This is a genomic window from Prevotella sp. RM4 (assembly GCF_000701965.1).
Classification (GTDB): domain Bacteria; phylum Bacteroidota; class Bacteroidia; order Bacteroidales; family Bacteroidaceae; genus Prevotella; species Prevotella ruminicola.
The window spans coordinates 227,701-250,731 of sequence record NZ_JNKG01000008.1; the positions used below are offsets into that span (position 1 = coordinate 227,701).

Below are 23,031 nucleotides of genomic sequence, written 5' to 3' on the forward strand. Positions count from 1 at the left end.
CTTTAATGTTTAATCTTTAATGTTTAATCAATAGTTTGATGGTTTGGCTATCGCCATCGTTCAGGGTTAGGCGGCACAGGTACAGACCTGTGTGTAGTCGGCTGCCGCCTGCTACGTTCAGGTTCCAGTCTACCGTCACGGTGTCGTTAGTTGCCATTACAGTATCGGTCTGTCGCCAAAGCTGTCTGCCGCCCAAGTCAAACACATCCAGTGTTACCTTCAGTTCGCTGCCAGGGCGGTCGTGGGTAATCACAAACTGGGTGTTGGTGCTGGCTGGGTTCTGCGTGCAGGTAACGTTGAATTCGCCTGCTCCCGTATCCTCGCTCACCTCGAATAGCAGTTCAGTGGTGGTCGAGTTGTTCAGAATGTCCCAAGCTCTGAACAGCAGCTTATGGGTGCCGATGCTCAGTTCGGGTATGCTAAAGCCGATGCTACCACTGCGGTAGTCGCCAAAGTCGTACTCAAAATAGTTGTTCAGGTTGTAAGTCTGGTTCATGTCGCCGTCGATAATCAGCTCCAGGTCGTGACCGATGCTGCTGCCCGATGCGTTGATACCGCTGTCGTCATAAAGCTCGGCTATAAAGTATGGCGTGGTGTTTACCTTGCCGCCGTTCTTAAAGTTTTTCGAGTTCAGGTAGCAGTAAACCGACGGGCCAATGGAATCTGTCAGTGCTGTGCTACTGCCTATCAACTCAAAGCTCTCGTTCTCGCCGTGGGCCGAGCGCGTCTTATCGACATTGATGGCGTAGAGCGTCATCAAGCCGCTGCCGTCGGTATAACTGATATCCTTGGGGATAGCGAAAGTGAAGTGGAAAACACCTTCGGTTACGTTCTCCGAACCGCGATACAGGTAGTTGGTGCGGTCCTGATACACAAAAGCTTTGTCGGCTCCAGTGCTCGATCGGTCGTTCAATCGGCATGTGATGGTTTCTTCGGCGTCACGTACCGACAGGGTCACGATACCGTTAAAGTCAGTGTCGGTCTCGTTGTTCAGTTCTACATGACCGGTTATCTTTACGATCGAACCTGCAGCCAGTTTAATGCCCTGGGTAGCAGGCATACCGTTAATACTATCTACCACCATTTTTTGTCGGGGCGTGTTCAGCTGTAGGGCTGGGTCGCCTAACAGGGTATATTGCAGTTTGTTGCAGGTCAGGTCGCTGCTTTTCTCTACCAGTTCGCGCTTGGCCAGGCGTACGGCCTCGCCGATAGCCATGCCTGGGGTTAGCACATGTTTGGTAAAGGCCAGGTTCATCACCTCGTTATAGGTGGCATATACGGTGCGGGTGGTGCCAAAAAAGGCAATGCCGCCGCCTTTGCTGTTCAGCATCACGGTCTCGCCGATGTTCTCTTCCTGTCCGTCGAAGGGCATGATGTCGCACGAGGCTGTCATCCACAGTGGCAGGTAGTTGCTCTGCTGACTTTCAAAGTCGGTCAGCTTCATCACCAGTTCATGACTCATGGCATAGGCGGCACCATGCCCGCAGTAGTTCATCATCAGTGCGCCGTTCTGCAGTTGCTGCTTAATCAGTCGGGTTACGTCAGGGTAGCTATAGCCCGTGCTCGACGAGGTGCGCTGGTAGGCATCCCAGTAAATCTTATCTACATTGTAGTTGGGGTAGGTGCTCTCTATCATCGTGGCCACCTTGTCGGCGGTCTTCATGTGCGAGTTGTCGTTGCCGTCGTCGCCCATCATGCATATCTCGTTCTGCCAAGGACCGGCATATTCGTTTTGGGCGTAGCTGATAATCTTATCCACCAGTGTCTTCGCCTCGTCTGGGGTGCGGGCAGGCAGACGACCAACAGCTACATCGGGCTTGCCGGCATAGGTGGTGCTGTTGCCGTTGGTGGTTTGTATCACCTCTTCGTCATCCAACAGACAGAAGAAATCGTCGCTGACGTAGCAGTTTACCTGACTGAACGAGTTCTCGCTCTCGTAGCACAGCAGATAGTCGTCGGGATTATAGCCGCTCCACTCGCTGGTGAGCATGCGGTTGTCCCAAGCGCCATCGCCAAACAGCAGCAGGTAGCGCGGCTTATCGTTTGGTGTGGTGGCACGGTCGTACAGCATTTTCAGATAGCGGCGGTAGGCAGTGGCATCGGGGGTGCCGCTGCTGAACTCGTTATACAGCTCGTCGGCTGGTACGATGGTTACGCGCAGCCCGTCGTGCTGCTCATGGTGGGCTTTCAGGCGTTCGGCCTGTGCCAACAGGTGTTGACTGGTGGGAATGATAATCACCATATCGGTGGCGGCATCGGCATGGTGATCCTGATTGGTGATGCGATACACGTAGGTGGGCTCGCCGATGGTGATGGGGGCAGGCTCAGCGTGCTGCAAGTCGATGTAGTCCAGCCGCAGGTTGCCGCCAGCGGTCTGGGTAATGCTGATGGTGTTCTCGGCCTTCAGGTTCTGCAGGTCGTACTGCCACAGCTGCTCGTCGGCCTTGGTATAGCTGTCTAATGTGATTTTCTTACTAATGGTGGCTATCACCGAATCGTTTACGCTGATGGTTGCCTCGTAGTCGGCATCGGCTGTAAGGGCTATGCCTATGCGCCCTGTGCTGCCTGTGGCCTTCAGCTTGTAAGTCTGTGGTGTGCCGATGGTGTAGAGTGTTTTATCAAACAGGTTGCGCCCGCCGTGGTACCAGGCATAGTTATCCACCTCGTACAGCTGGTGGTAATCGTGGTTGGCGGGGTAGTGCTGGCCAACTAAGGTGGCGCTGTCGGTAGTCAGTGGCTCGTCCTCACTCTCCGTCAGGAAATAATAACCGTAATCAGCATAAGGGTTGCGCGTGCGCGTAAGCGATTCCTTATTATACCAGTTAACCGGCCCCACGCCATAGAATACCCGCTTACCGTTCATGGTGCAGGTGGGCAGCTCTTTCAGGTCGTCGTTAGCCGTCAGGTAATCGCCTGTCAGGCGCTCGGGTTGCAGCGCGCCGCCATAGCCGTATATTTTTACGTGGCTGGCATCGCTAAACCCTGCTTTTCTAACCAATCCGTCTGTTAGTTCGTAAAAACCACTCTCGGCAACGCTGATTTTTGCCCAGTTACCCTCGCGGAGCACCGAGTGTTCCGCATACCGCCCTTGTGCCTTGGCCGTGGTGCCTAAGGCTATCATGAGCAGCACTGAAAGTAACGTGCTGATGGTCTTCACTATATGTATTAACGTAAAGAGCTGTGTTTTATTGCGTTACTTGCAATGAAAGTCAAGCACTTTTCGTTCCTCAAGCCAACCTTCCAGGCGGTCGTTAATCTTTACGGGACCCACGCCAGCGGGTGTGCCGGTGTAGAGTATGTCGCCTGTTTTCAGGGTAAAGAACTGCGATATGTAGGCAATAATCTCATCTATCTTATACAGCATATCGCTGGTGCAACCCTCCTGAACGGTCTGTCCGTTCATATCCAGATGGAAGTGCAGTGCCTGCAGATCCATGAACTTCTCTTTGGGCACCCATTCGCCGATGGCTGCCGAGCCGTCGAATCCCTTGCAGATGGTCCAGGGCTGTCCGGCCTCGCTGGCCTTGCGCTGCAGGTCGCGTGCTGTAAAGTCGATGCCTACGGTCACAGCGTCGTAGTAGCGATGGGCAAAACGCTCGGGGATGTTCTTGCCCAAACGACAGATACGTACCACCACCTCGGTCTCGTAATCGATACGACCCAGATGGTCGGGGATAAAGAATGGCTTACCCTGATTCAGTATCGCCGAATCGGCCTTCGTAAATATCACAGGCTCATCAGGGCGCTTCAGCGTCCCGTGTAACTCCTGGTTATGTGCGGCATAGTTCATGCCAATAGCAAATATCTTCATATGGCTGCAAAGATAGTGTAAATTCAGTGAATATCCAAATAAAACGCAACTTTTTCGACTTTAATGCTTATTTGGTCCATATATATAAAAGAGGTGAAAATTGGGACGAAGCAATAAAAGTGTTAAAAAACGATAAATAATAGTCGAAAGGTTTGTGTATATCTAAAACTTTACTTATATTTGCCAAAAAGTTTAGAACAGTCTAAGACAATTTGGAATGTATGAGAAAATCTAATCATCATAAAAGAAAATTCCTTTAGATAGGTACGCGTCTCTTCCGAACGCGTACATTATTTACCAATAATAAAAAAACATATAGTTTGTTTAAGATAGATATTCTTTTAATTTATTAACTTAAAACTTTAAAGCTTATGAAAAAGAACAATTTTAAGAGCCTGATGCAGGCAGCTGTTCTGATCTGCACTCCTCTGGTAATTGCAAGTTGTGACGATGTGTTTGGTGACGTTGACAATCCCATTCCATCGCACTTAACTGTTAGTCAGGCTGCTGTTAACCTTGAGTTGCATGCTGCTCATCCTGAGAAGGCAACCTTTATCCGTAAGGGTATTGCTGCTACCGGTGCACAGCTTGTGTACTCTTCATCTGATGAGAAGGTGGCTACCGTTGATGCTAATGGTAAGATTACAGGTGTAGGCGAAGGTGAGTGTCAGATTATCGTTAAGGCCACAGGTTTGGATAGTAACGGTAAGCAGACTTATCAGGAGGCTGAAGAGAGCTTCACTGTAAAGGTTAAGGACTATCGCGCTCGTATCGCTCTTACTGAGGATGCTAAACCAGCAATTCTCAATGTTGCTGATTTTGTACCAGCTGATCCAACTGCTACACCTGCCGTTGAGGCTACCTCCATCGACTTGACTGAGGTTTTGGATGTATGGCCTGCATTGGGTACAACAGGACTGAATTTGACTTATACTACGGTTCCTAATAAAAAGGGTGATCCCACAACAGTTGATCCTAATGGTATTATTTCTTCAACAGCAGGCGGAAAAATTACTCTTAGTGGCAAAACTGGTATGGCAAAAGTTATCGCAAAGATTGCTGCAAAAACTGATGTACCTGATGGCTTCGAGATAACTTCATTCAGTGATCAGTTGGAGACTGATACATTTGTTGTAGAGGTAAAGCCAGGTGTTGCTTACATTGCTGGTTATAAAGCTGATGGTTCTGAAATCCGTGAGACCTTGTTCAAGGATTATGCTGGCCAGAAGTATACCGATCTGAGTGACAAGCTGATGAATGCAGGAAAGACTGCTTTCTTAACAACTGATGTAACTCTTGATGCTGGTTGGTATTATGTTGATCGTAATTTAGCTGGTTTTAATAATAATATTCGAGTTAAGGGCGATGTTAATATCATCCTGAATAATGCTTTTACTTTTAGCACATCAAAGGACGTTATGGATGAAAGTGCAGCGCAGAATTATAAGCTGAATTTCTTTGCACAGAAAAAGACTGGTGTAACACCTGCAACCGGTGCTGCCACATTCGCAAACATTAAGGAGTTCAAAGAGGTTAATATTTGTGGAGTTAATATAAGTGCTCCTGCTAACGCTGTTGAAAATGTTAACATTATTAATGGTTCAATCAAGAATTTGGTTGGTACAGGTACTGGAAATGTTAATATTACTGATGGTACTGCTTGGAATGTTGAAAAATTTGCAGCTCTTACCCTCACTAAGGTCGCTTCAACAGGTACTCCAGATGTAGATGATGTGACTAATGTTGGAACTGTTACCATTTCAGAAGGTACAAGTGCAGACGATTTGAAGGGCATTACAACTCTAGCTATTACCAAGGCTTCTGTAGGCGCTATCGGTGCTGCAGGTGCTGCGAATAAGGTTGGAACTCTTACAATCGATAATGCTACTTCTATAGGTGTTTTGACAAATATTGGAACAGCTGTCATTAGTGAAACTCCTATTGATGATATGGCTACCATTACGGGTCTTACACTTAAAAAGGTTAAGACAACTGCTGCAAGAACGTTGACTGAGATTGGATCTGTTACCATTAACAAGACTGATGGAACAGTTAACTTTAAAGGAATCGAGACAAATGCTCTGAATATTAGTGATGGAACTATTGTTGTCGGCACAAGTAGTCCTACAACCGATGCCGTCGGTCAAATTGTAGGGTTTACTGCAACCGCAGAACAAGACACTAAGGTTAAAATGACTGGTGGTGATCTGAAAGTTTATGGTCCTGCTGGTACTGTATTTGCTGTTAAGGGTGATGTTGAGGTTTCTGGTGGTAAGTTCTATGCAGAAAGCCCAGATCATCACGCAGTAAGCGGTGCTTTGGTTGGCACATTCGAAGGCAGTACTGATGGTACAAACTATACCGCGATTACTGGTCCTGAGAGACCTAAGTACATCAGAAACAAGGTATCTGAGTAATATCACAGTTTAGGTTAAACAAATAAATTAGTTTAGTCAAAAATTAGATGACCCGGCCCCGCTACCGCTCCACACAGGTAGCGGGGCTTTATAAAACCCTACATCTAGCGAGATGTATGTTTGGCTAGATCAGGATATCTACTTATATAGTTCAATTAAACCTCGCTCCCCGCTACCATCTTCCACACAGGTAACGGGGAGCTTTATGCTATCATACTAAAGCCCCTATAGTATCATACTACAAGGGCTCTACTGTTAGGGTATATCGATTCCGTAGAATAGCTGCTAAAAAGTAAGCGTTAAGCGGCGATAGTTGAATGATTGCCAATAATACTTTTTAAGTTTATCAGATAGGAATGAACGATTGATAAGCTCTTTTGCTAAGGGCTGTTCTGTGGCAAAAGTATCCAGTTCTCGTTTTACCAACCTTGGTGCCAGGCCAATGCGACTGCCAAACTCCTCGAAATCACCACGATTAACTGTTCGGGTATCTGTTAGTGTCATGCCTTCACGGAACAGACCTTTGTCGAGCGCAAAGATGCGAGGTTCGTAGAGATGAAGGCTTGTATTGATGAGGTCGTAGGCTGGTGCCAGATGGTATTCGCCATCACCACGCATAATTAACGAAAAGTTCTTAAGATGGGCATCGTCATTTAGAATCAGGTAATTGAACACCACCACACGGAAAAACTTCAAAATCTCGACGGCAGGAGCAGTCGTATATCTACCAATAATCTCGGCGCACTCTTCATAACTAAGATTACAGTATTTGTAATCACTTCCGCCTTGAGCCTTTGTAAGGCCAGCCAGCGAAGCCAAATCTTCCTGGTGATATTTGTTACCATCAGGTGCTATGTCAAAACGGCGCGTGATATAGGCCACCTCGCCATCCCTGAAAAAGCATACAGCATTGGCTGCTGTATCGATATGATATACCTGCGCAGCCAACTGCATGCTAAGATGCTCGTTAGCCGGACAATACTTACGTTCCAATAAATTATACGACGTAGGTGCAGGCTTTAGGATATAACGTCCCTGTTCGCTCTCCATCGGTCTTGCAAGCTGATGATCTTTCACAAGTAAGCCTGCTTTGGGTTGTACGCCCGAAAGTGATATGCGTCCAACATGCTTGGCATATTCAGCGTTGTCTGAGTTGTCGTTGTTAGGACTATCAAAGGGCAGAATATGTGAAACCTGTTCGCCATCAAATAACTGTTTAAGCGCAGCAGGCGAATAGGTGCTAAAACCTTCGGCAAGAGTTGAGGGACAAATATTAAGTTCTTCCATTACTCTATTGGTTTAACGGTTACGGCTCCTATCGTGTCGAATTGAGCTGTGGCCATAAGAATACCAAAGTCATCATTCTCATCAATATGAAGCAGACATGACTGCAGCTCGCGATTGGCACCTTCGGAAAGCATATTAAAAAAATAAGGAAACAGGAAAGAGGAATAATAGGGTTCTTTTCGTACAGGCATAGCTAAGCATACTGCGTCGCCATGATATCCATCATGATATGTAAAGATATACTGGCGATCGTCGGTTTCTTGCAGAATGCCTGCCTCTTTGTTGTGAACTAATACTTTACACTGTCTCATATGTCAATGTCTTAACTTTTAGATCCATCTGCAGCCCAAGGGTATTGAGTATTGTAAGAAGAGTTACGAGTTGTGGATTACCCTCACCACGCTCGATTGCTACAAGGGTGTTGATGCCCACCCCTGCCAGATCGGCCAAAGTCTGCTGATTTACGCCAAGATGTTTGCGGCGCTCCTTAATGCAAGTTCCTATCTCCTTTTGATTCATAAGCAATTAAAATCACATTATATTGTGATTTCGCTGCAAAGATAAGAAAAAGAACAATATCCTCCAAGAAAATTCACAATAAATTGTGATTTATTAAATAAAAGCCGCCGGTGAGATCTGGGGGAGATGCTCATCGGCGGCGGGAATAGTTAGAAATTTGATTAGGTATTATCTCTTCAGGAGATTCATCGTGCCCTGGGGCTTCATCACGTTGTTAACCTTGGTCTGCTGCCCCTTGACTTGGGCTTTGAGAGTGGCTTTGATGTCCTGCGATGAGGCGCCTACCAGGAACTGATATTCGCCGGCGGCTACTACCCAGGCCGAGGCTGCTTCGTCGAACGAAGCCAGGTCGGCGGCCTGTACGGTCATCGTTATTGTCTCGCTCTCGCCTGGAGCCAACTGCTTGGTTTTACCATAGGCCTTGAGCTCCTTGACGGGTTTGTTGGCAGCCTGGTTATCGGGGGCTGAGATGTAGAGTTCTACCACCTCCTTACCTTCGTGCTTACCGGTGTTCTTAACCGTTACGCTCACCTCGTAGGCATCGCCATTCTCAACAATCTTGGCATCGCTATACGCAAAGGTGGTGTAGCTCAAACCAAAACCGAATGGATAGCTAACGGGCACATCGAACGAGTCGAAATAGCGGTAGCCCACGTAGATATCCTCTTCGTAATCGGTATAATCCACATTCTTCACATTGGCGCTCTTTGAGCCCTGATTGGTCATGTCGATACGTGGATCCTGATCCACGGGGAAGTTCTTTGAACTGTAGGCATCGGTAAAGTTTACAGGCCATGTCATGGTGAACTTTCCGCTGGGTGACTGCTTACCGCTGAGCACGTCAACCACGCTGTTACCACCTTCCTGACCAGCCTGCCAAGCACACAGGATGGCATCGGGCAGCTGATTCCATGAGGCTGTCTCGATAACACCACCGATATTGAGCAGTACCACAACCTGCTTGCCAGCCTTGTGGTAAACATCGCACACCTGAGTGATGAGCTGGCGCTCTGAGTCGCTCAGGTTAAAGTCGGCAGCCTTACGGTCCATAAACTCACCAGAGATACGACCGAGTGTGATCACGGCGATATCCGAAGCGGCGGCCTGTTTTGTGAGCTCGTCGGCGCTGAACTGCTTTTCGGCAGGCAGTGGACGGGGCATGAAGCGCAGCAGCATGGCGTTCTTGGGATCTTTCTTGGCAGCAGCTGCAATCTCTGCCTCTACCTTTGCCTTGCACTCGGCAGCGTAGGCGGCATAGGCGTTCTTCAACTCGTCCGAAACGGTATAGCCGCCATTTTTCAGACCGTCGAGCAGCGACACCACATAAGCGTGGTTCACATTACCCGAACCAGTACCACCGGCAATAAAATCGTAAGAGGTGTTACCATACAGGGCAACATTCTTAACACTCTTGGCAAAAGGCAGGGCGCCTCCATTTTTCATCAGCACCATACCTTCGGCAGCACTCTGACGGGTGACAGCAGCATGTGCTTTGAGGTCAGGCTTGTTTGAATACTTATAACCCTGATAGCGGGGGCTCTTCTCAACCAGGTTCAGAATGCGCTTGACGCTGCGGTCGAGGTCGGCCTCGCTCAGCTTACCGCTTTTCACACCAGCTACGATGCTGTCGAACTGCTCGGCCTTACCCGGCTGCAGCATGTCGTTGCCAGCCCACATCTGCTTGGCACCATCCTTGCCGCCAAACCAGTCGGTCATCACCGTACCCTCGTAGCCCCACTCATCACGCAGAATAGTGGTTACCAGGTCCTTGCTCTCTGAGGTGTAAACGCCATTGATATAATTATAAGAGGTCATCACCGTCCAAGGCTTACTCTCCTTGATGGCAATTTCGAAACCTTTCAGGTAGATTTCGCGCAGGGCACGCTGAGAGATATGGGCATCGTTGTTCATGCGGTTGGTTTCCTGATTGTTGGCCGCAAAGTGCTTGATGCTGGTACCCACGTCGTTCTTCTGCACACCTGTGATATAGGCAGCAGCTGTTTTACCAGCTACAACGGGATCCTCAGAATAGTACTCGAAGTTACGACCGCACAGTGGGTTACGCATGATGTTGAGGGCAGGAGCCAGCAGTACGTCGGCACCATATTCCTTAACCTCCTCACCGATGGCTTGTCCCACCTGCTCGATGAGCTGGGTGTTCCATGTTGAGGCCAACAGGGTTCCGATGGGGAAGTGGGTGCAGTAGTAGGTGGCTGAATCATTGTCACGCTTGGCATCGATACGCAGTCCGGCAGGACCGTCGGCCAATACCACAGCGGGAATGCCTAAAGAGTCGAGAGGGTAGGTAGTACCAGCGGCACCAGGCACTAAGCTACGGGTAGCACCAATCACGGCATCATTGCCCGAGAACCCCGCCATACCAGTACCGATCACGAAGTGTGCCTTGTCCTCAAGTGAGAGTTTCGACATCACCTCGTCTTGATTGATGGTGTTCTTGGGACTCTGCTTGTCAGCAGTAGCGCAGGCTGTCAGCAGCAAAGCAGCTGCAGCAATGTAAAAATGAGAAAATTTAAAAATTAAGCCATCTGACTGCTTCATAATCATATAACTTTTTAATTATTACATTATTACATTTTTTCATTATTTAAAAAGTAGTGGAGTGAATTCTGAGAGATAAATTCGCCAGTTGCGCCAGATGTGACCACCCTCGGTCTCCAGATAGGTGTATTTGTGGTGCTTAGAGTCGAGATAAGCGCGCAGGTCGTTGTTGTTCTTGATGAGGAAGTCGGTCTTACCGATACCAATCCAGAACAGCTTGGGGTTCTTGGCAAACAGCTTGTCGATCTTAGCATTGCGGTCGGCATAGATGTTGGGGAAACCACCGTTAGGCTGCTGCTGATCGACAGCGGCAGAGAACAGACCGACGTAACCGAACATATCAGGATTGTTGATAGAGATGAACAGGCTGTGGAAACCACCCATCGACAGACCGGCGATGGCGCGGTGAGCCTTATCCTTCTTGACACGGTAGTTCTTCTCTACAAACTTAACCACATCGGGGAAGGCGGTCTCGAAGCTACCCTCCATGGTCTTAGGCAGCATCATGGTTGGCACCTTGAATCCCTCGCTGGTCTCGCCTGGACAAGCCTCCTGCGAGATGTTGCCGTTGGTCATCACTACCAGCATAGGCTCGGCCTTGCCCTGAGCAATCAGGTTGTCGAGAATCTGGGCAGCACGACCCAGCTCGCTCCAAGCATTCTCGTCGCCACCGATACCATGCAGCAGGTAGAGTACAGGATACTCCTTACCGCTGGTTTCGTAGCCGGCAGGGGTGTAAACGGTTACACGGCGGGTAAGACCGGCAGTAGGACTCTCGTACCATACCTTACTTACAGTGCCATGAGCCACCTTGTTAACCTTGTAGAGGTCGGTACGCTGATCGCCACCAATCAGCAGTACGCTGAACAGGTTGTTAATGTCACGGATATTGTAAACGTTCAGGGGATCGATAATCTTTACACCATCCACAATCATATTATAGGTATAAAGCTCGGGCTTCAGGGGCTCGGTCGTGAAACTCCAAACACCCTTCTCGTTCTTAACCAAATCAACTACGTTAGGGGCGTCGTAGGTGTTACCGCCAAACTCAACCTTCTTGGGAGGCAGGAAGTCGCCGGTAATCTGTACCTTCTGTGCCTCAGGGGCAATGAGGTTGAATGTTACACTGTTGTCGGCATGTACATCGGGTGAGGCCACCTGTGGGCCCTGACCCCAGCTCAGATTCTGCTGAGCTTGGGCTGCCATGCCCATCAGGCAGAGGGCAGCCATAAGCATTAGTTTCTTCATTATTATTATTTTTTTAGCTATTCACGCTGCAAATATACAATTTTTTTCTTACTTTACAAGTGAAATGAACATCAAATTGAATGCACCGCTACCGGTAGTACCTGCAGCATCGATGGTTTCGAGGCCTGTGCCTTTGAACGAGAACAGCGTTTCGCCCTCGGCGCTCTTGGCGGTGGTTATCTCCACGCTACCACCTGTCAGATACTGCATTGTGCCGCCATTATCCAGATAGCTGGTGCCGCCTGCCATACCGTAATCGGGTATTGAGTAGCCGGCGCTTATCTGCATGGCATCATGCGCATCGCCAACGATGGTATAGGTACCAGCCAGACCGTCGGCCTGCTTGTTGTTGCCATTGATGGCATCGAACAGGGCTACCTGCTGACCATTAGGATCCTTGACGGTAATGGTATATTTGGTAACGTCGGGATAAACGGTGTTCTGGAAGGTGGTCCAGTCCATGATGGCAACCTCGCTCGTTGCGATGGTCATGGTATAGCCGCTGGGCTCAGGATCATCTTCGCCAACGATGAAGGTCAGCTCACCCTTGAAGTAAGGCTTGTACTGCTTGCCGTCGCTGGTCTTCACCAGTCCGCTGATAAAGTAGCAACCGTTGACGGCGCTCACGTCGATGCTACCCTCGCTGATGGTTGCGCCATTGATGCTACCAGCGTAAGTGCCACCTGTAGTGAGGGTGGCTACAGGCTGATAGGTTCCCTCGCTAAGAATCCATTCCTTACTGCCGAAGCTGAGGCTGAGGCTGTTGCCTGCAGCATCGGTAAACTGGGTGTTCAGCGCCTTGATGCCCTTGCCCAATTTGGTGGTAGGCTGTACGCTGCCGTTATTGAAGGTGCAGAAGGTGATGTTGTTGAACTCGCCCTGCAGGTCTTCGATTGATTTATTGTCGCAAGCCGTAAAGCCAATCACAGCCAACAACATGATGATATATCTAAACTTTTTCATAATTATCAATTTTTACATTTTCTCATTCTTACATTTTTACATTGTAGAATTACCATCCCGTGTTCTGAGTCATATTGGGGTTGAGTTCGATTTCCTTCAGAGGGATTGGCAGTAGGTTGTGCTTCTCCTGGAAACCATACTTGTCGTTCTTGAAGAGCCACTGTACACCCTCGGTACCGAAGGCTGGTATCTCCTTACCCTGCTGACCCAGTGCCGAAGCTGCATCGCCCCAGCGAACCAGATCCTGGAAACGTACGCTCTCGTTGCAGAGCTCCAGGCGCTTCTCGGTCTTGATGTCGTTCAGCGTTACGCTGGTCAGCGGTGTCTCCTTGGCACGTACACGAATCTGATTGATGTAGTCGAGTGCCTTACTGCTGTTGCCTGCCTGCAGCTGAGCCTCGGCGGCCAACAGCAGAACCTCGGCGTAGCGCATAATCTTCAGATTGGTGAACTGAACACCCTGGAAGAATGACTGATCGACAACACAGTCCTCCTTCAGCGACTGGTTCTTCCACATAAAGTAACCCTCGCAGCCATATACCAAGGCGCCCGTCTGGATGCTAACGCCAAAGTTCTTCAGCTGCTCGTAGGTCATCATGGTTTTGTTCAGACGGTAGCCGTTGGCACCTTCCCAAGCCACGAACGCATCGTAGAGCGACTTGCGTGGGTTCATGAATCCGTAGGTTCCCTGAGCAATCACGGTAGCAGCCTGTCCGCTGTAGTTCATCTTGTCAGTACGCCAGCCCTGCATCAACAGGTACATATCAAACTGGTTCCACATCTGCTCGGTATCGTTACGCTTCTGCAGTTCGAATACCGACTCGCAGTTGTTGTTGGCTGCAGCATGGAACTGAGCGTCGTACTCACCCTGATAGAGTGCGTATTTGCCTGAGTTAATCACATTGTCGAGCATGGCGGCAGCCTCGCTGTACTTGCCTTCGAAGAGATAAGCTTTACCTAAGAATGCCTGAGCCGTCTCTTTGGTGATGCGGATGCCTCCCTCGGCATCGTTCACGTCGCTCTTTGAGGGCAGGGTTCCACTGTTGATGGCCTCGTTCAGGTCGTTCTCGATGAGTGCCCACATCTCGGCAGGATCGCTGTTGCCTAAGCGATACTCACCTGGTTCCAACAGGTGGTCCACAACAGGAGCTGTGCCAAAGAGTGTTACCAGCTCGAACGAAGCCCATGCACGAAACACCTTAGCCTCGTTGATGGCGCGTTTCATAATAGAGGTTTCTCCCTGTGTCTTGTCGATAATCAGGTTGGCTTTATAGATGACGCCATAGAGACCCGAGTAGAGGCTCTGAACCATACCGTGATCGGTGCCGAAGGTGTATTCGTTGAGTTTCTCCATTTCGGCGTTGTCGCCACGCGAACCGCCACCTGTCCAGACATCGTCAGACAGACAGTTCTTGGTCATAAACCAATTGTAATGTAGGCTACGCATCTGCAGATAGAGCGAAGAGGTGGCCTGCATGGTGTTCCCGTCGTTGGTGTAGAAGTCTTCCATGCTTCCCAGGTTGCCGTGTTTGGCAATGTCGAGCTCGCTGTCGCAGCTCACTACGAGGAAAGAGGAAAGAGGAAGGAGGAAGGAGAATACTCCTGCTACAACCATTTTATATATATTCTTTTTCATAATGATTTCAATTTTTCAATTCTTTAATTCTTTAACTCTCTTAGAATTCGATGTTCAAACCAAGTACCACTTTCTTCGAGGTGGGGTAGCCACCCTTGTCGATACCCATACCCGAGGTAGAGTTGGTTGCAGCCTCAGGATCGAAGCCTGGATACTTAGAGAAGGTGAAGAAGTCGTCGAGCGAAGCGTAGATACGGGCATGGCTCAAGGCTACTTTATTGATGAGGTTCTTAGGCAGGGTGTAACCCAGCTGAATCTGCTTGATCTTGAAGAAACTGCCATCGTAAACCAGCGCACTCGATGTGGCATACTTATCCATGTCGTTAGCGCCAGCACGGGGGACGGTGCCGTTAGGATTATCTACCGTCCAACGGTTGTCGTAGAACACTTCCTTCAAACGGTTCGAAGCAGCGTAGTCGGGACGGTTGATACAGTTGAAAATCTTGTTGCCGTGCGATCCGGTTCCGAATACGGTCAGGTCGATGCCCTTATAGGCCGCTGTGAGGGTGAGACCATAGGTAAAATCGGGGATGGCATCGCCGATGTAGGTCAGATCGCCATCAGATACTTTTCCGTCGCCATCCAGATCCTCGAACAAAGGATTACCTGTTTCCTTGTCGATGCCGGCAAACTTGTAGCCGCGGAAGTAGTAAACGGGATAGCCCTTCTCGAAGTAGGTGATGGTGTAAGTGTGGAAGCTGCTACCGCTCAGGCGGGTGATAGAAGGATCGATATAGGTCACCTTATTGCTCAGGGTAGAGAGGTTGGCACGGATGCTGTAGTTGAAGTCGCCGATATGGTCGCGCCAGCCCAGCTCAAACTCAAAGCCCTTGTTCTCAACGTTACCGGCATTCATAGGCGAGGTGCTGCCACCGATGATAAGCGATGGTGTGGTACCCCATACCAGCAGGTCCTTAGTCTTCTTGATAAAGTAGTCGATGCCGAAGGTCATGCGACCGCCCATCAGGATGCCGTCGAAACCAAAGTTCAACTGCTCTGAGGTTTCCCACTTCAGGTCGTCGTTACCCATGGTTGATGGGGCTGCGGCCTGGGTGTAGTTGATACCTGAAGAGAATGGATAGAGTCCGCCCAGTGCCATATCGGTGCTGTAGCTGTAGCCACCCAATGCCGAGAGACTACCGTTCTGACCCCAGCTGGCACGGAACTTCAAGCTATCGAAGGCTTTTTTCAGTGGTGCAAAGAACTTCTCCTCGCTGATGGTCCAACCTACTGATACGGCAGGGAAGTAACCCCAACGGGTTTTCTTTGAGAGCTTCGACAAGTCGGCAGCATCTGCACGCAGCGAAGCCTGCAGCAGGTAACGACCCATGAAATCGTAAGACAGGCGACCGAAGTAGGAGTATTTGGTACTCTCGTTGGTTTCGCCGCTCACACCTTTCGTGGCCGATGCGTTGGCATAGTTCAGATAGTAGAACAATGGGTCGTTCTTCTTCAAGGCATCCTCGCCATTGGCTGTCAGCGAACCGTTCACATTGTCGCTTGATGACTTCTGGAACGACATACCTACCATGGCTGTAACGGTATGACCACCAAACTGTTTCATATAGTTGGCAAAGTTCTCCCACTGATAGTAGATAGAGGTAGATGAGCCTGCGCTGAAGTCGAGGTAGTCGCGGCTCTGAACACCGTTACCATAGAATGGCAGACTGGTGCTGCTGTTACGTGTACCAGCCAGGCGATAACCGAAACGAGAGGTAACAGTGAGGCCTTTTAATGGTGTGAAATCACCATAGATAGAACCGTTGATATTGAATCCCTGGTTCTTCGACAGACCGTTGTCGCGCATAATCATGGGATGATACTGCTCGCCGGCATAGAACTTAGATACGGCATAGTAGTTGCCATTCTCGTCCTGCAACAGCTGCTTGCCGTTGGCCTGGGCATTTACCATCTGGTAAGGCAGGTTCTCGGCGGTGTAGGTGTCGGGAGTCAGTGGGTCGAGCATCAGGATGGATGTCAGCAGCGAGCCGTACTCGCTGTTGGTAGATACCGAGCGAACGTCGTATTTCTCAATCTGGTTGGTAGTACCTACCTTCAACCAGTCTTTAATCTTATATTCGGCGTTGATGGTGGCTGTGAGTCGTTTGTACACATCAGCGTCGCCTTTCACGATACCATTATTATTAAGGTACGCGAGCGAGAGGAAATAGTTGCCACGGTTGTTACCACCGGTGAACGAGAGGGCGTGCTTCTGCATGTGACCATGATTGAAAGCCACATCGGTCCACGCTGTGTTGGTCACACCGTCCCAGTTCTTCAGCATATAGTCCTTCGTGAAAATGTTACCCTCGTCCATATACTGGATATACTGCTCGGCGTTCAGCATCTTGGGAATGCGGGCCAGACTCTCGTCGGTAAACATGAAGTCGTAAGAGATTTTTCCCTGTCCAGGCTTACCTTTCTTAGTGGTGATAAGAACAACTCCGTTACCGGCCTCGGCTCCGTAGATAGCGGCCGAGGCTGCATCCTTCAGAATTTCCATCGAGGCGATGGTGCTGGGGTCGATACCACTGATATCACTCAGGCGCACACCATCAACAACGAACAGGGGCTCTGAGCTTGAATTAGAGGAATAACCGCGTACGCGAATGGTTGGTGATGAACCAGGAGCAGCGCTCGACTGGATAATCTGTACACCCGAGGTCTTACCCTGCAGGGCTTGTTGAGCGTTGGCGATGGTGCGGTTTTCCATATCCTCGGGTTTTACCTGAGAGATGGCACCTGTTACGCTACTCTTCTTTTGTACACCATAACCAACAACAACGACTTCGTCGAGTACCTTGTTGTCGGGTTTCAGGTTGATAGTCATGCCGTTCTTAGCGGCACCTTCAAAGGTTTGATAGCCGATGTAGGTCACCGTGAGGGTATGACCTGCTTGAATGTTTACCACGAAATTACCATCAAAATCGGTGATGGTGGCATTCTTGGGATTGTTCTTCTCGGCTACGGTTGCTCCGATAACGGGTTCGCCGTTCTCGTCGATTACATGGCCCTTCAGTCCTTGGGCGAAAGATGTTACTGACATCATCAGTGCCATCAACATCAACATAATACTACTCTTCTTCATTGAGCTTTAATTGTTTTGAGTTAATTGTTAGGAATATTATTTGGTTATGAAAATATCGGCTGCAAAGGTAACACGAATTATTAAATAGTGTTTTTTTATTCTGTTTTTCGTTTTTCGCGCTTGTTCAAATCTATATAGGTGTTGTTCGATTTGTTTAAAACTTGTCGATTTTGTTCATATTTCCGTATTTTTCTTTTGCATTATTAAATATGTTTTGTACTTTTGCAACAACAAACTAATCTTATGATAAGATGATAAAGAAATTAACCGTTTTGATGTTTGCCGCTTTGTTATCGTTCAGCGGCGCAAGTGCAATTACTTCGTGCAGTAATGATGATGTAGAAGCTACTGTACAAAAATCGTATTTTGAGTCCTGGAACAAGTGTGAGGCACTGACTGCCTTGCAGGAGTATGTTGAGGATGTGACTAACCCGAAATCGCCGAACTATATCAGCGAGGAAGACCGTATTGCCACCTTTGATATGGACGGCACCTTTGTGGGTGAGCTTTATCCTACTTATTTTGAGTATAATCTGCTGGAGTACCGTGTGCTCGACGATGCTGACTACCGCGACAAAGCTCCCGAGGATGTGCGTACAGCAGCCCAGAACATCCGAGACTTTGTGCGTAACGGCACGGCGTTGCCCGACCATTTCGATATGATTCATGCCAAAGCCGCTGCCAAAGCTTATGCTGGTATGACGCTGGCCGAGTTTGATGCCTACGTAAAAGCCTATGCTGCTAAGACTGCTAACGGTTTTACAGGTATGACCTATGGTCAGAGCTTCTATCGTCCCATGCTCGAGGTGTTCGAGTATCTGAGGGAGCATGGCTTTACCTATTATGTGGTATCGGGTTCTGATCGTTTTATCTGTCGTGCATTGGTAGAGTCAATCGGTATTGCACCAAACAGGGTGATAGGTATGGATGTAAGACTGGTGTCTAGCAGTCAGGGCGACGTGGCAGGTGTGAACTATACCATGGGCAAAGAAGAGAACTTGGTGCGTACCGATGAGTTGATTATCAAGAATCTGAAGACCAATAAGGTGCTGCAGATATCACAGGAGATTGGTAAGGTGCCCGTACTGTCGTTTGGCAATAGCGGTGGCGACAGCGCCATGCATAACTACTGCTTGAGCAATAGCAAACACCGTGCTGCCGCCTTTATGCTGGTGGCTGATGATGAGGCTCGCGACCATGCTAACCGCGAAAAGGCACTATCGCTGGCACAGAAGTGGCGCGATAGCGGCTACCATGTGATTTCTATGCGCGACGACTTTAAAACCATCTACGGACCAGAGGTAGTGAAGGTGCCTTTCACCTTCGAATAAGCCCTACGCGGGTTGTCCGATTTGTTTAAAAGTTGTCGTGTATGTTCAAATAATGGTGATAATTGCTGAATTATCAGGAGTTTTTGTTATCTTTGCAAGCAAATAACTACAAAAAGATGACTAATAGAAAACCTGTTTTCGCGATTATAGTTTGTGCAATGCTTGCTATGTTGATGCTGGGCTGCCAGCGTCAAGGGACTATTGGTACTACACTCGATAAGGATGAGGAGCACGATCTGGTGGTGGCCAATGAACTGTCGAACAGTCGTGTACAGTGTATCGCCGAAGATGCCGATGGCTACTTGTGGATTGGCACCTTCCGTGGCTTGAACCGTTACGATGGTCACGAATATCACCAGTATTTCTGTACCTTCGACTCCTTGGGGCTGCCCGATAATCAGATACAGAGTCTGCTTTGCGATCAGCAAGGTAGGCTTTGGGTGGCTACCGTAAATGGTGTGTGCCGTTATACCCGACAGGACAATTTTGAATCGATACCGATGCAAACGGGCAACCGGAATGCCCGTAAACTATTGATGGACAGTAAGGGCCGCATATTTGTGTATAATGGTATGGACCTGCTGATGTACGACGAGCAGCATCATATCTTCCTGTCGAAGTTTAACAGAACGGCCACCAATCAGTCGTGGGGCGACTGCTTTATTGATGGCGCCGATAATATCCTGATGGTGAGCGCCGACAATCTGCTGGTCATCAATGGCGAGACGTTTAAACAGAAAGCCGAGGTGAAGGCCGGTCAGCAGTTGGGCTTCTATTTCTTCGAACTGTTGCCCAACGGTTTGCTGTTGTGTTCGGGTAATGGCACGTTGGTGCTCTACGATACCAAGTCGCAGCAGATAATTCCGCTCAGTACCGAGATGCATGAGAGGCTAACAGCTCACAATAGTGTGCTGCAGGCTGCCTGTTTGCTGGATAACAATACCATCCTGCTCAGCACATCACGTAACGGACTCTTTGAATTGAACCTGCTCACTCATACGCTGAAAGGTCAGGCCGACGCTAACTTCACCTTACCGGTGCCAGATGCCTATGTCACTAAGATTTTCCAGGATTCCAGAAAGAACATCTGGTTGGGTACGTATGATAAGGGCCTTTTTGCCGACTACTATTATAAAGAGAAGTTCGGCGGTAGCGATAACTACCTGAATAGGGTGATTGAGAATTCGTCGGTATTGGCAGTGGCTATCGATAAACAGGCCAATCTGTGGATATCTACGCTGCTGAAGGGGGTGTTTGTGTATCATTCTACCACCCAGAAAGCCGAGCATATCGAGATTGCTGGTCTGCCGGCAGGCGAGAAGAAGAATGCGATCACCAATATCTTCTGCGATCGCGACGGACAGCTTTGGCTTTCTACCACCAGTGGGGTGATGAAGTGCCAGTATGATGGTACGAAACTGAATATCCTGAGTCAGTGGCAGTTGCCACCAACGATGTGTTTCGAACAAACTGGCGATGGCACTGTCTGGGCAGCTACAAGCACCACCTATATCTTCGCCTTCAGACCAGGAAGCACAGAACCGGAGGCCAAGCAAGCCTTTAATGTTGACTTTACGTTTATCCCATCGCTGCTGAAATTAAAGGATGGCTCGATGCTGATATCTGCTTTCTACCAGCCCATCACGAAGATGAACCCTCAAACGGGGAAGCTGAGTGCGTTGGATATCCCCAGCTTGCAGCGTTGCATCCGTCGCAGTGTGTATATCCCTACCGATATGCTTCAGGATGCGAAAGGGAATATCTGGATTGGTACTGTGAGCAATGGACTGCTGTGCTATTATCCGCAGACCAACGAGGTGCGTCGTATTGCCGGCCTGTCATGTTCGGATGTAGGTAGCATTGAGGAAGACCGACAGGGTAATCTGTGGATTAGTACCATGAAAGGCTTGAACCGTCTCGACCCCAAGACAGGCACGATGACTGCACTTTATAAGGCCGACGGACTGGCTGGCGATGAGTTTGCCGATCGTGCCTCGTGCCAGTTGCCAAATGGTAGTCTGGTATTCGGTAGTACCGATGGTATCACCATGTTCAATCCCGCTGATATCGATACGCTCAGGACGATTCCCTTGAAGTTCTGTCATCTGAAGATCCACAACCAGATGATACGTCCCACAGAGGGCGCTCCCATCGAGTCGATGCTCGATAATTGTAAGGAGATACGCTTGAAGCACAGTGAGAATAGTTTCAGCATCTCCTATACCGCCCTCGACTTTGGCGAATACGAGCGCGTACATTATTATTATAAGCTGGATGGATTTGATAACGATTGGATTGATGCGGGTAGCAGACATGCTGCCGGTTATGCCAATCTGCCTTCGGGACATTACACTTTCCGAGTGCGTATTTCTGATAGCGCCAGTGATGAGGCTAGCAGCGATGAGCGTCAGATAAGTGTGATAGTAGAGCCTGCACCGATGTTTTCGTGGTGGGCTTGGCTTATCTATCTGATAGTAGGCGCATTGATTGCCTTGTATCTTTACCAGAGTGCACGTCGTGTGGTGGCTGCCCGTCGTGCTGCCCGAAAGGCCGAGATGGAGAAGGAACAGGAACTGCGTACCAACCAGATGAACATGAGTTTCTTTGCGAATATCGCTCATGAATTCCGTACACCGTTAACGATGATTGCCGGACCTGTGGCACAGTTGGCTAAGAGCAATAGTGTAGGCGGCGAGGAGCGTAACTTGCTGAATATCGCCCAGCGCAGCATTCTGCGTATGTTCAAACTGGTAAACCAGCTGATGGACTTTAATAAACTGGAAAACGATACCCTGCGACTGAGTGTAGAGCAGATAGATGTGGTGAAACTACTGAACGACATCTGTGATACCTTCGAGTTTAATGCCAAGGAAAAGGGCTTGACACTGAACCGCTTTGGTATGGAAGACCAGCTGATGGCTTGGACCGATGGCGACAAACTGGAGAAGATTGTGAGCAATCTGCTGTCGAATGCGTTGAAGTTTACCCCACGTGGCGGCAGGATAGATGTGCAGCTGGATGTGGTTGATGATAAGGTGAAGGTAACTATCGCCGATACGGGTAAGGGAATCCCCGAGGAGCACAAGGAAAACATCTTTAAACGCTTCTATCAGTTGGATAATCAGACGAAGGCTATCGTAAACTATGGTACGGGTATAGGTCTTTATTATTCGCGCCGATTAGCCGAGCTGCATCATGGAACCTTGACAGCAGGCAACCGTACTGATGGCGAGGGAGCTGTGTTTACCTTGGTTTATCCCATGAATAAAGAGGCATATACCGATGCAGAGTGCAGACCGCTGGAAGGAGATAATACGTTAGCAGTCGGCGCCCAGCTAACCACTACCACCTATCAGTCATCACCCATCACCTCGCATCAGAATGATGATGACCGTCCGACAATCCTTGTTGTTGACGATGATACCGAAATCATTAACTATATGCGAATGCTGTTCTCGCATGATTATCGACTGATTACCTGCCTAGATGCTGACACGGCACTCGAAGAGATGCGTGCCGCAGAACCGAATATCGTTCTGAGCGATGTGGCTATGCCTGGTAAGGATGGCTATCAGCTCTGTCAGGAAATCAAGCAGGATATCCAGCTGAGTCATATCCCTGTTATTCTGGTAACAGCCAAGGTAACAGCCGAAAATCAGGTTGAGGGCTTGAATGTAGGTGCCGATGCCTATGTTACCAAACCTTTCGAGCCCGCTGTGCTCTCGGCACTCATCCAGTCGCAGCTGAAGAACCGCGACCGTGTGCGTAAGTTGCTCACCAATGCCACTACTACCGAGGATGAAGGTGTGGATAACGTTCTGTCGGAGCAGGATAAGCGTTTTATGGAGGAACTTTATAAACTGATGGAGGAAGAGTTGTCGAATTCAGAACTCGATGTAACCCGTATCACCAAGATGCTCTATATCTCGCGTACCAAACTCTATTATAAGATAAAGGGTTTGACAGGCGAAACGCCCAGCAGTTTCTTCCGTACCTACAAGTTGAACCGCGCTGCCGAACTGTTAAAGGGTGGTAAGCATACGGTAGCCGAGATTGCGGATATGACGGGCTTCAGTACCCAGAGTCACTTCTCGGTGGTATTCAAGAAACAGTTTGGTGTTACCCCTACCGAGTACAAGGGGTAGGGGTTGTGCAATCGTTTGCCACAGCTA

The 23,031-nt window shown here is 49.0% G+C and carries 13 protein-coding genes; 3 read left to right on the top strand and 10 right to left on the bottom strand.

Going from position 1 to position 23,031, the window contains the following annotated elements; genetic code table 11:
* Positions 1-16: 16 nt before the first annotated feature.
* Positions 17-3,157 carry a type IX secretion system sortase PorU gene (porU, locus tag T499_RS0106995; RefSeq protein ID WP_033150362.1) on the bottom strand — a complete coding sequence of 1,047 codons (3,141 nt, stop codon included), beginning with the start codon at positions 3,155-3,157 and terminating at the stop codon, positions 17-19.
* Between the two features lie 36 nt (positions 3,158-3,193).
* Positions 3,194-3,811, bottom strand: coding sequence for a fumarylacetoacetate hydrolase family protein (locus T499_RS0107000; RefSeq protein WP_033150363.1), 618 nt, complete (start codon positions 3,809-3,811; stop codon positions 3,194-3,196).
* 371 nt (positions 3,812-4,182) lie between these two features.
* Between T499_RS0107000 and T499_RS0107005 the strand changes: the two genes are divergently transcribed.
* The gene (locus tag T499_RS0107005; RefSeq protein ID WP_033150364.1) at positions 4,183-6,228 is read left to right on the top strand and encodes an Ig-like domain-containing protein; all 2,046 of its coding nucleotides are present in this window, start codon (positions 4,183-4,185) and stop codon (positions 6,226-6,228) included.
* A 285-nt stretch (positions 6,229-6,513) separates the two neighbouring features.
* On the opposite strand, the gene T499_RS0107010 is transcribed toward T499_RS0107005, so the two are convergent.
* The 8 genes from T499_RS0107010 to T499_RS0107045 all read right to left on the bottom strand — a co-directional run bounded on the left by T499_RS0107010 (position 6,514) and on the right by T499_RS0107045 (position 17,510).
* Positions 6,514-7,515 (bottom strand): type II toxin-antitoxin system HipA family toxin, encoded by a 1,002-nt coding sequence (locus T499_RS0107010; protein ID WP_033150365.1) that lies wholly within the window; start codon positions 7,513-7,515, stop codon positions 6,514-6,516.
* Complete coding sequence (locus tag T499_RS0107015) at positions 7,515-7,826, bottom strand: HipA N-terminal domain-containing protein (protein WP_033150366.1); 312 nt, start codon at positions 7,824-7,826, stop codon at positions 7,515-7,517. The genes T499_RS0107010 and T499_RS0107015 overlap by 1 nt, the downstream gene beginning before the upstream one ends.
* Positions 7,813-8,034, bottom strand: a complete 222-nt coding sequence (locus tag T499_RS0107020) for a helix-turn-helix domain-containing protein (RefSeq protein ID WP_033150539.1) — start codon at positions 8,032-8,034, stop codon at positions 7,813-7,815. The genes T499_RS0107015 and T499_RS0107020 overlap by 14 nt, the downstream gene beginning before the upstream one ends.
* A 168-nt stretch (positions 8,035-8,202) precedes the next feature.
* Positions 8,203-10,593 (bottom strand): beta-glucosidase family protein, encoded by a 2,391-nt coding sequence (locus T499_RS0107025; RefSeq protein ID WP_052173560.1) that lies wholly within the window; start codon positions 10,591-10,593, stop codon positions 8,203-8,205.
* 42 nt (positions 10,594-10,635) lie between these two features.
* Positions 10,636-11,841 (bottom strand): esterase, encoded by a 1,206-nt coding sequence (locus T499_RS0107030; protein WP_033150367.1) that lies wholly within the window; start codon positions 11,839-11,841, stop codon positions 10,636-10,638.
* Positions 11,842-11,889: 48 nt separating this feature from the next.
* Complete coding sequence (locus T499_RS0107035; RefSeq protein ID WP_033150368.1) at positions 11,890-12,804, bottom strand: hypothetical protein; 915 nt, start codon at positions 12,802-12,804, stop codon at positions 11,890-11,892.
* A 49-nt stretch (positions 12,805-12,853) separates the two neighbouring features.
* Entirely contained in the window at positions 12,854-14,440 is a 1,587-nt protein-coding gene (locus tag T499_RS0107040; protein WP_052173531.1) for a RagB/SusD family nutrient uptake outer membrane protein, read from the bottom strand.
* A gap of 40 nt (positions 14,441-14,480) precedes the next feature.
* A complete protein-coding gene (locus T499_RS0107045; RefSeq protein WP_033150542.1) occupies positions 14,481-17,510 on the bottom strand; it encodes a SusC/RagA family TonB-linked outer membrane protein in 3,030 nt (1,009 codons plus the stop codon).
* Positions 17,511-17,779: 269 nt separating this feature from the next.
* Between T499_RS0107045 and T499_RS0107050 the strand changes: the two genes are divergently transcribed.
* Together T499_RS0107050 and T499_RS0107055 are read left to right on the top strand one after the other, a co-directional pair.
* On the top strand, positions 17,780-18,859 hold the full coding sequence (locus tag T499_RS0107050; protein WP_013063153.1) for an HAD family hydrolase: 1,080 nt from the start codon (positions 17,780-17,782) through the stop codon (positions 18,857-18,859).
* A 116-nt stretch (positions 18,860-18,975) separates the two neighbouring features.
* Positions 18,976-23,004 (top strand): two-component regulator propeller domain-containing protein, encoded by a 4,029-nt coding sequence (locus T499_RS0107055; RefSeq protein ID WP_033150369.1) that lies wholly within the window; start codon positions 18,976-18,978, stop codon positions 23,002-23,004.
* Positions 23,005-23,031 lie beyond the last annotated feature (27 nt).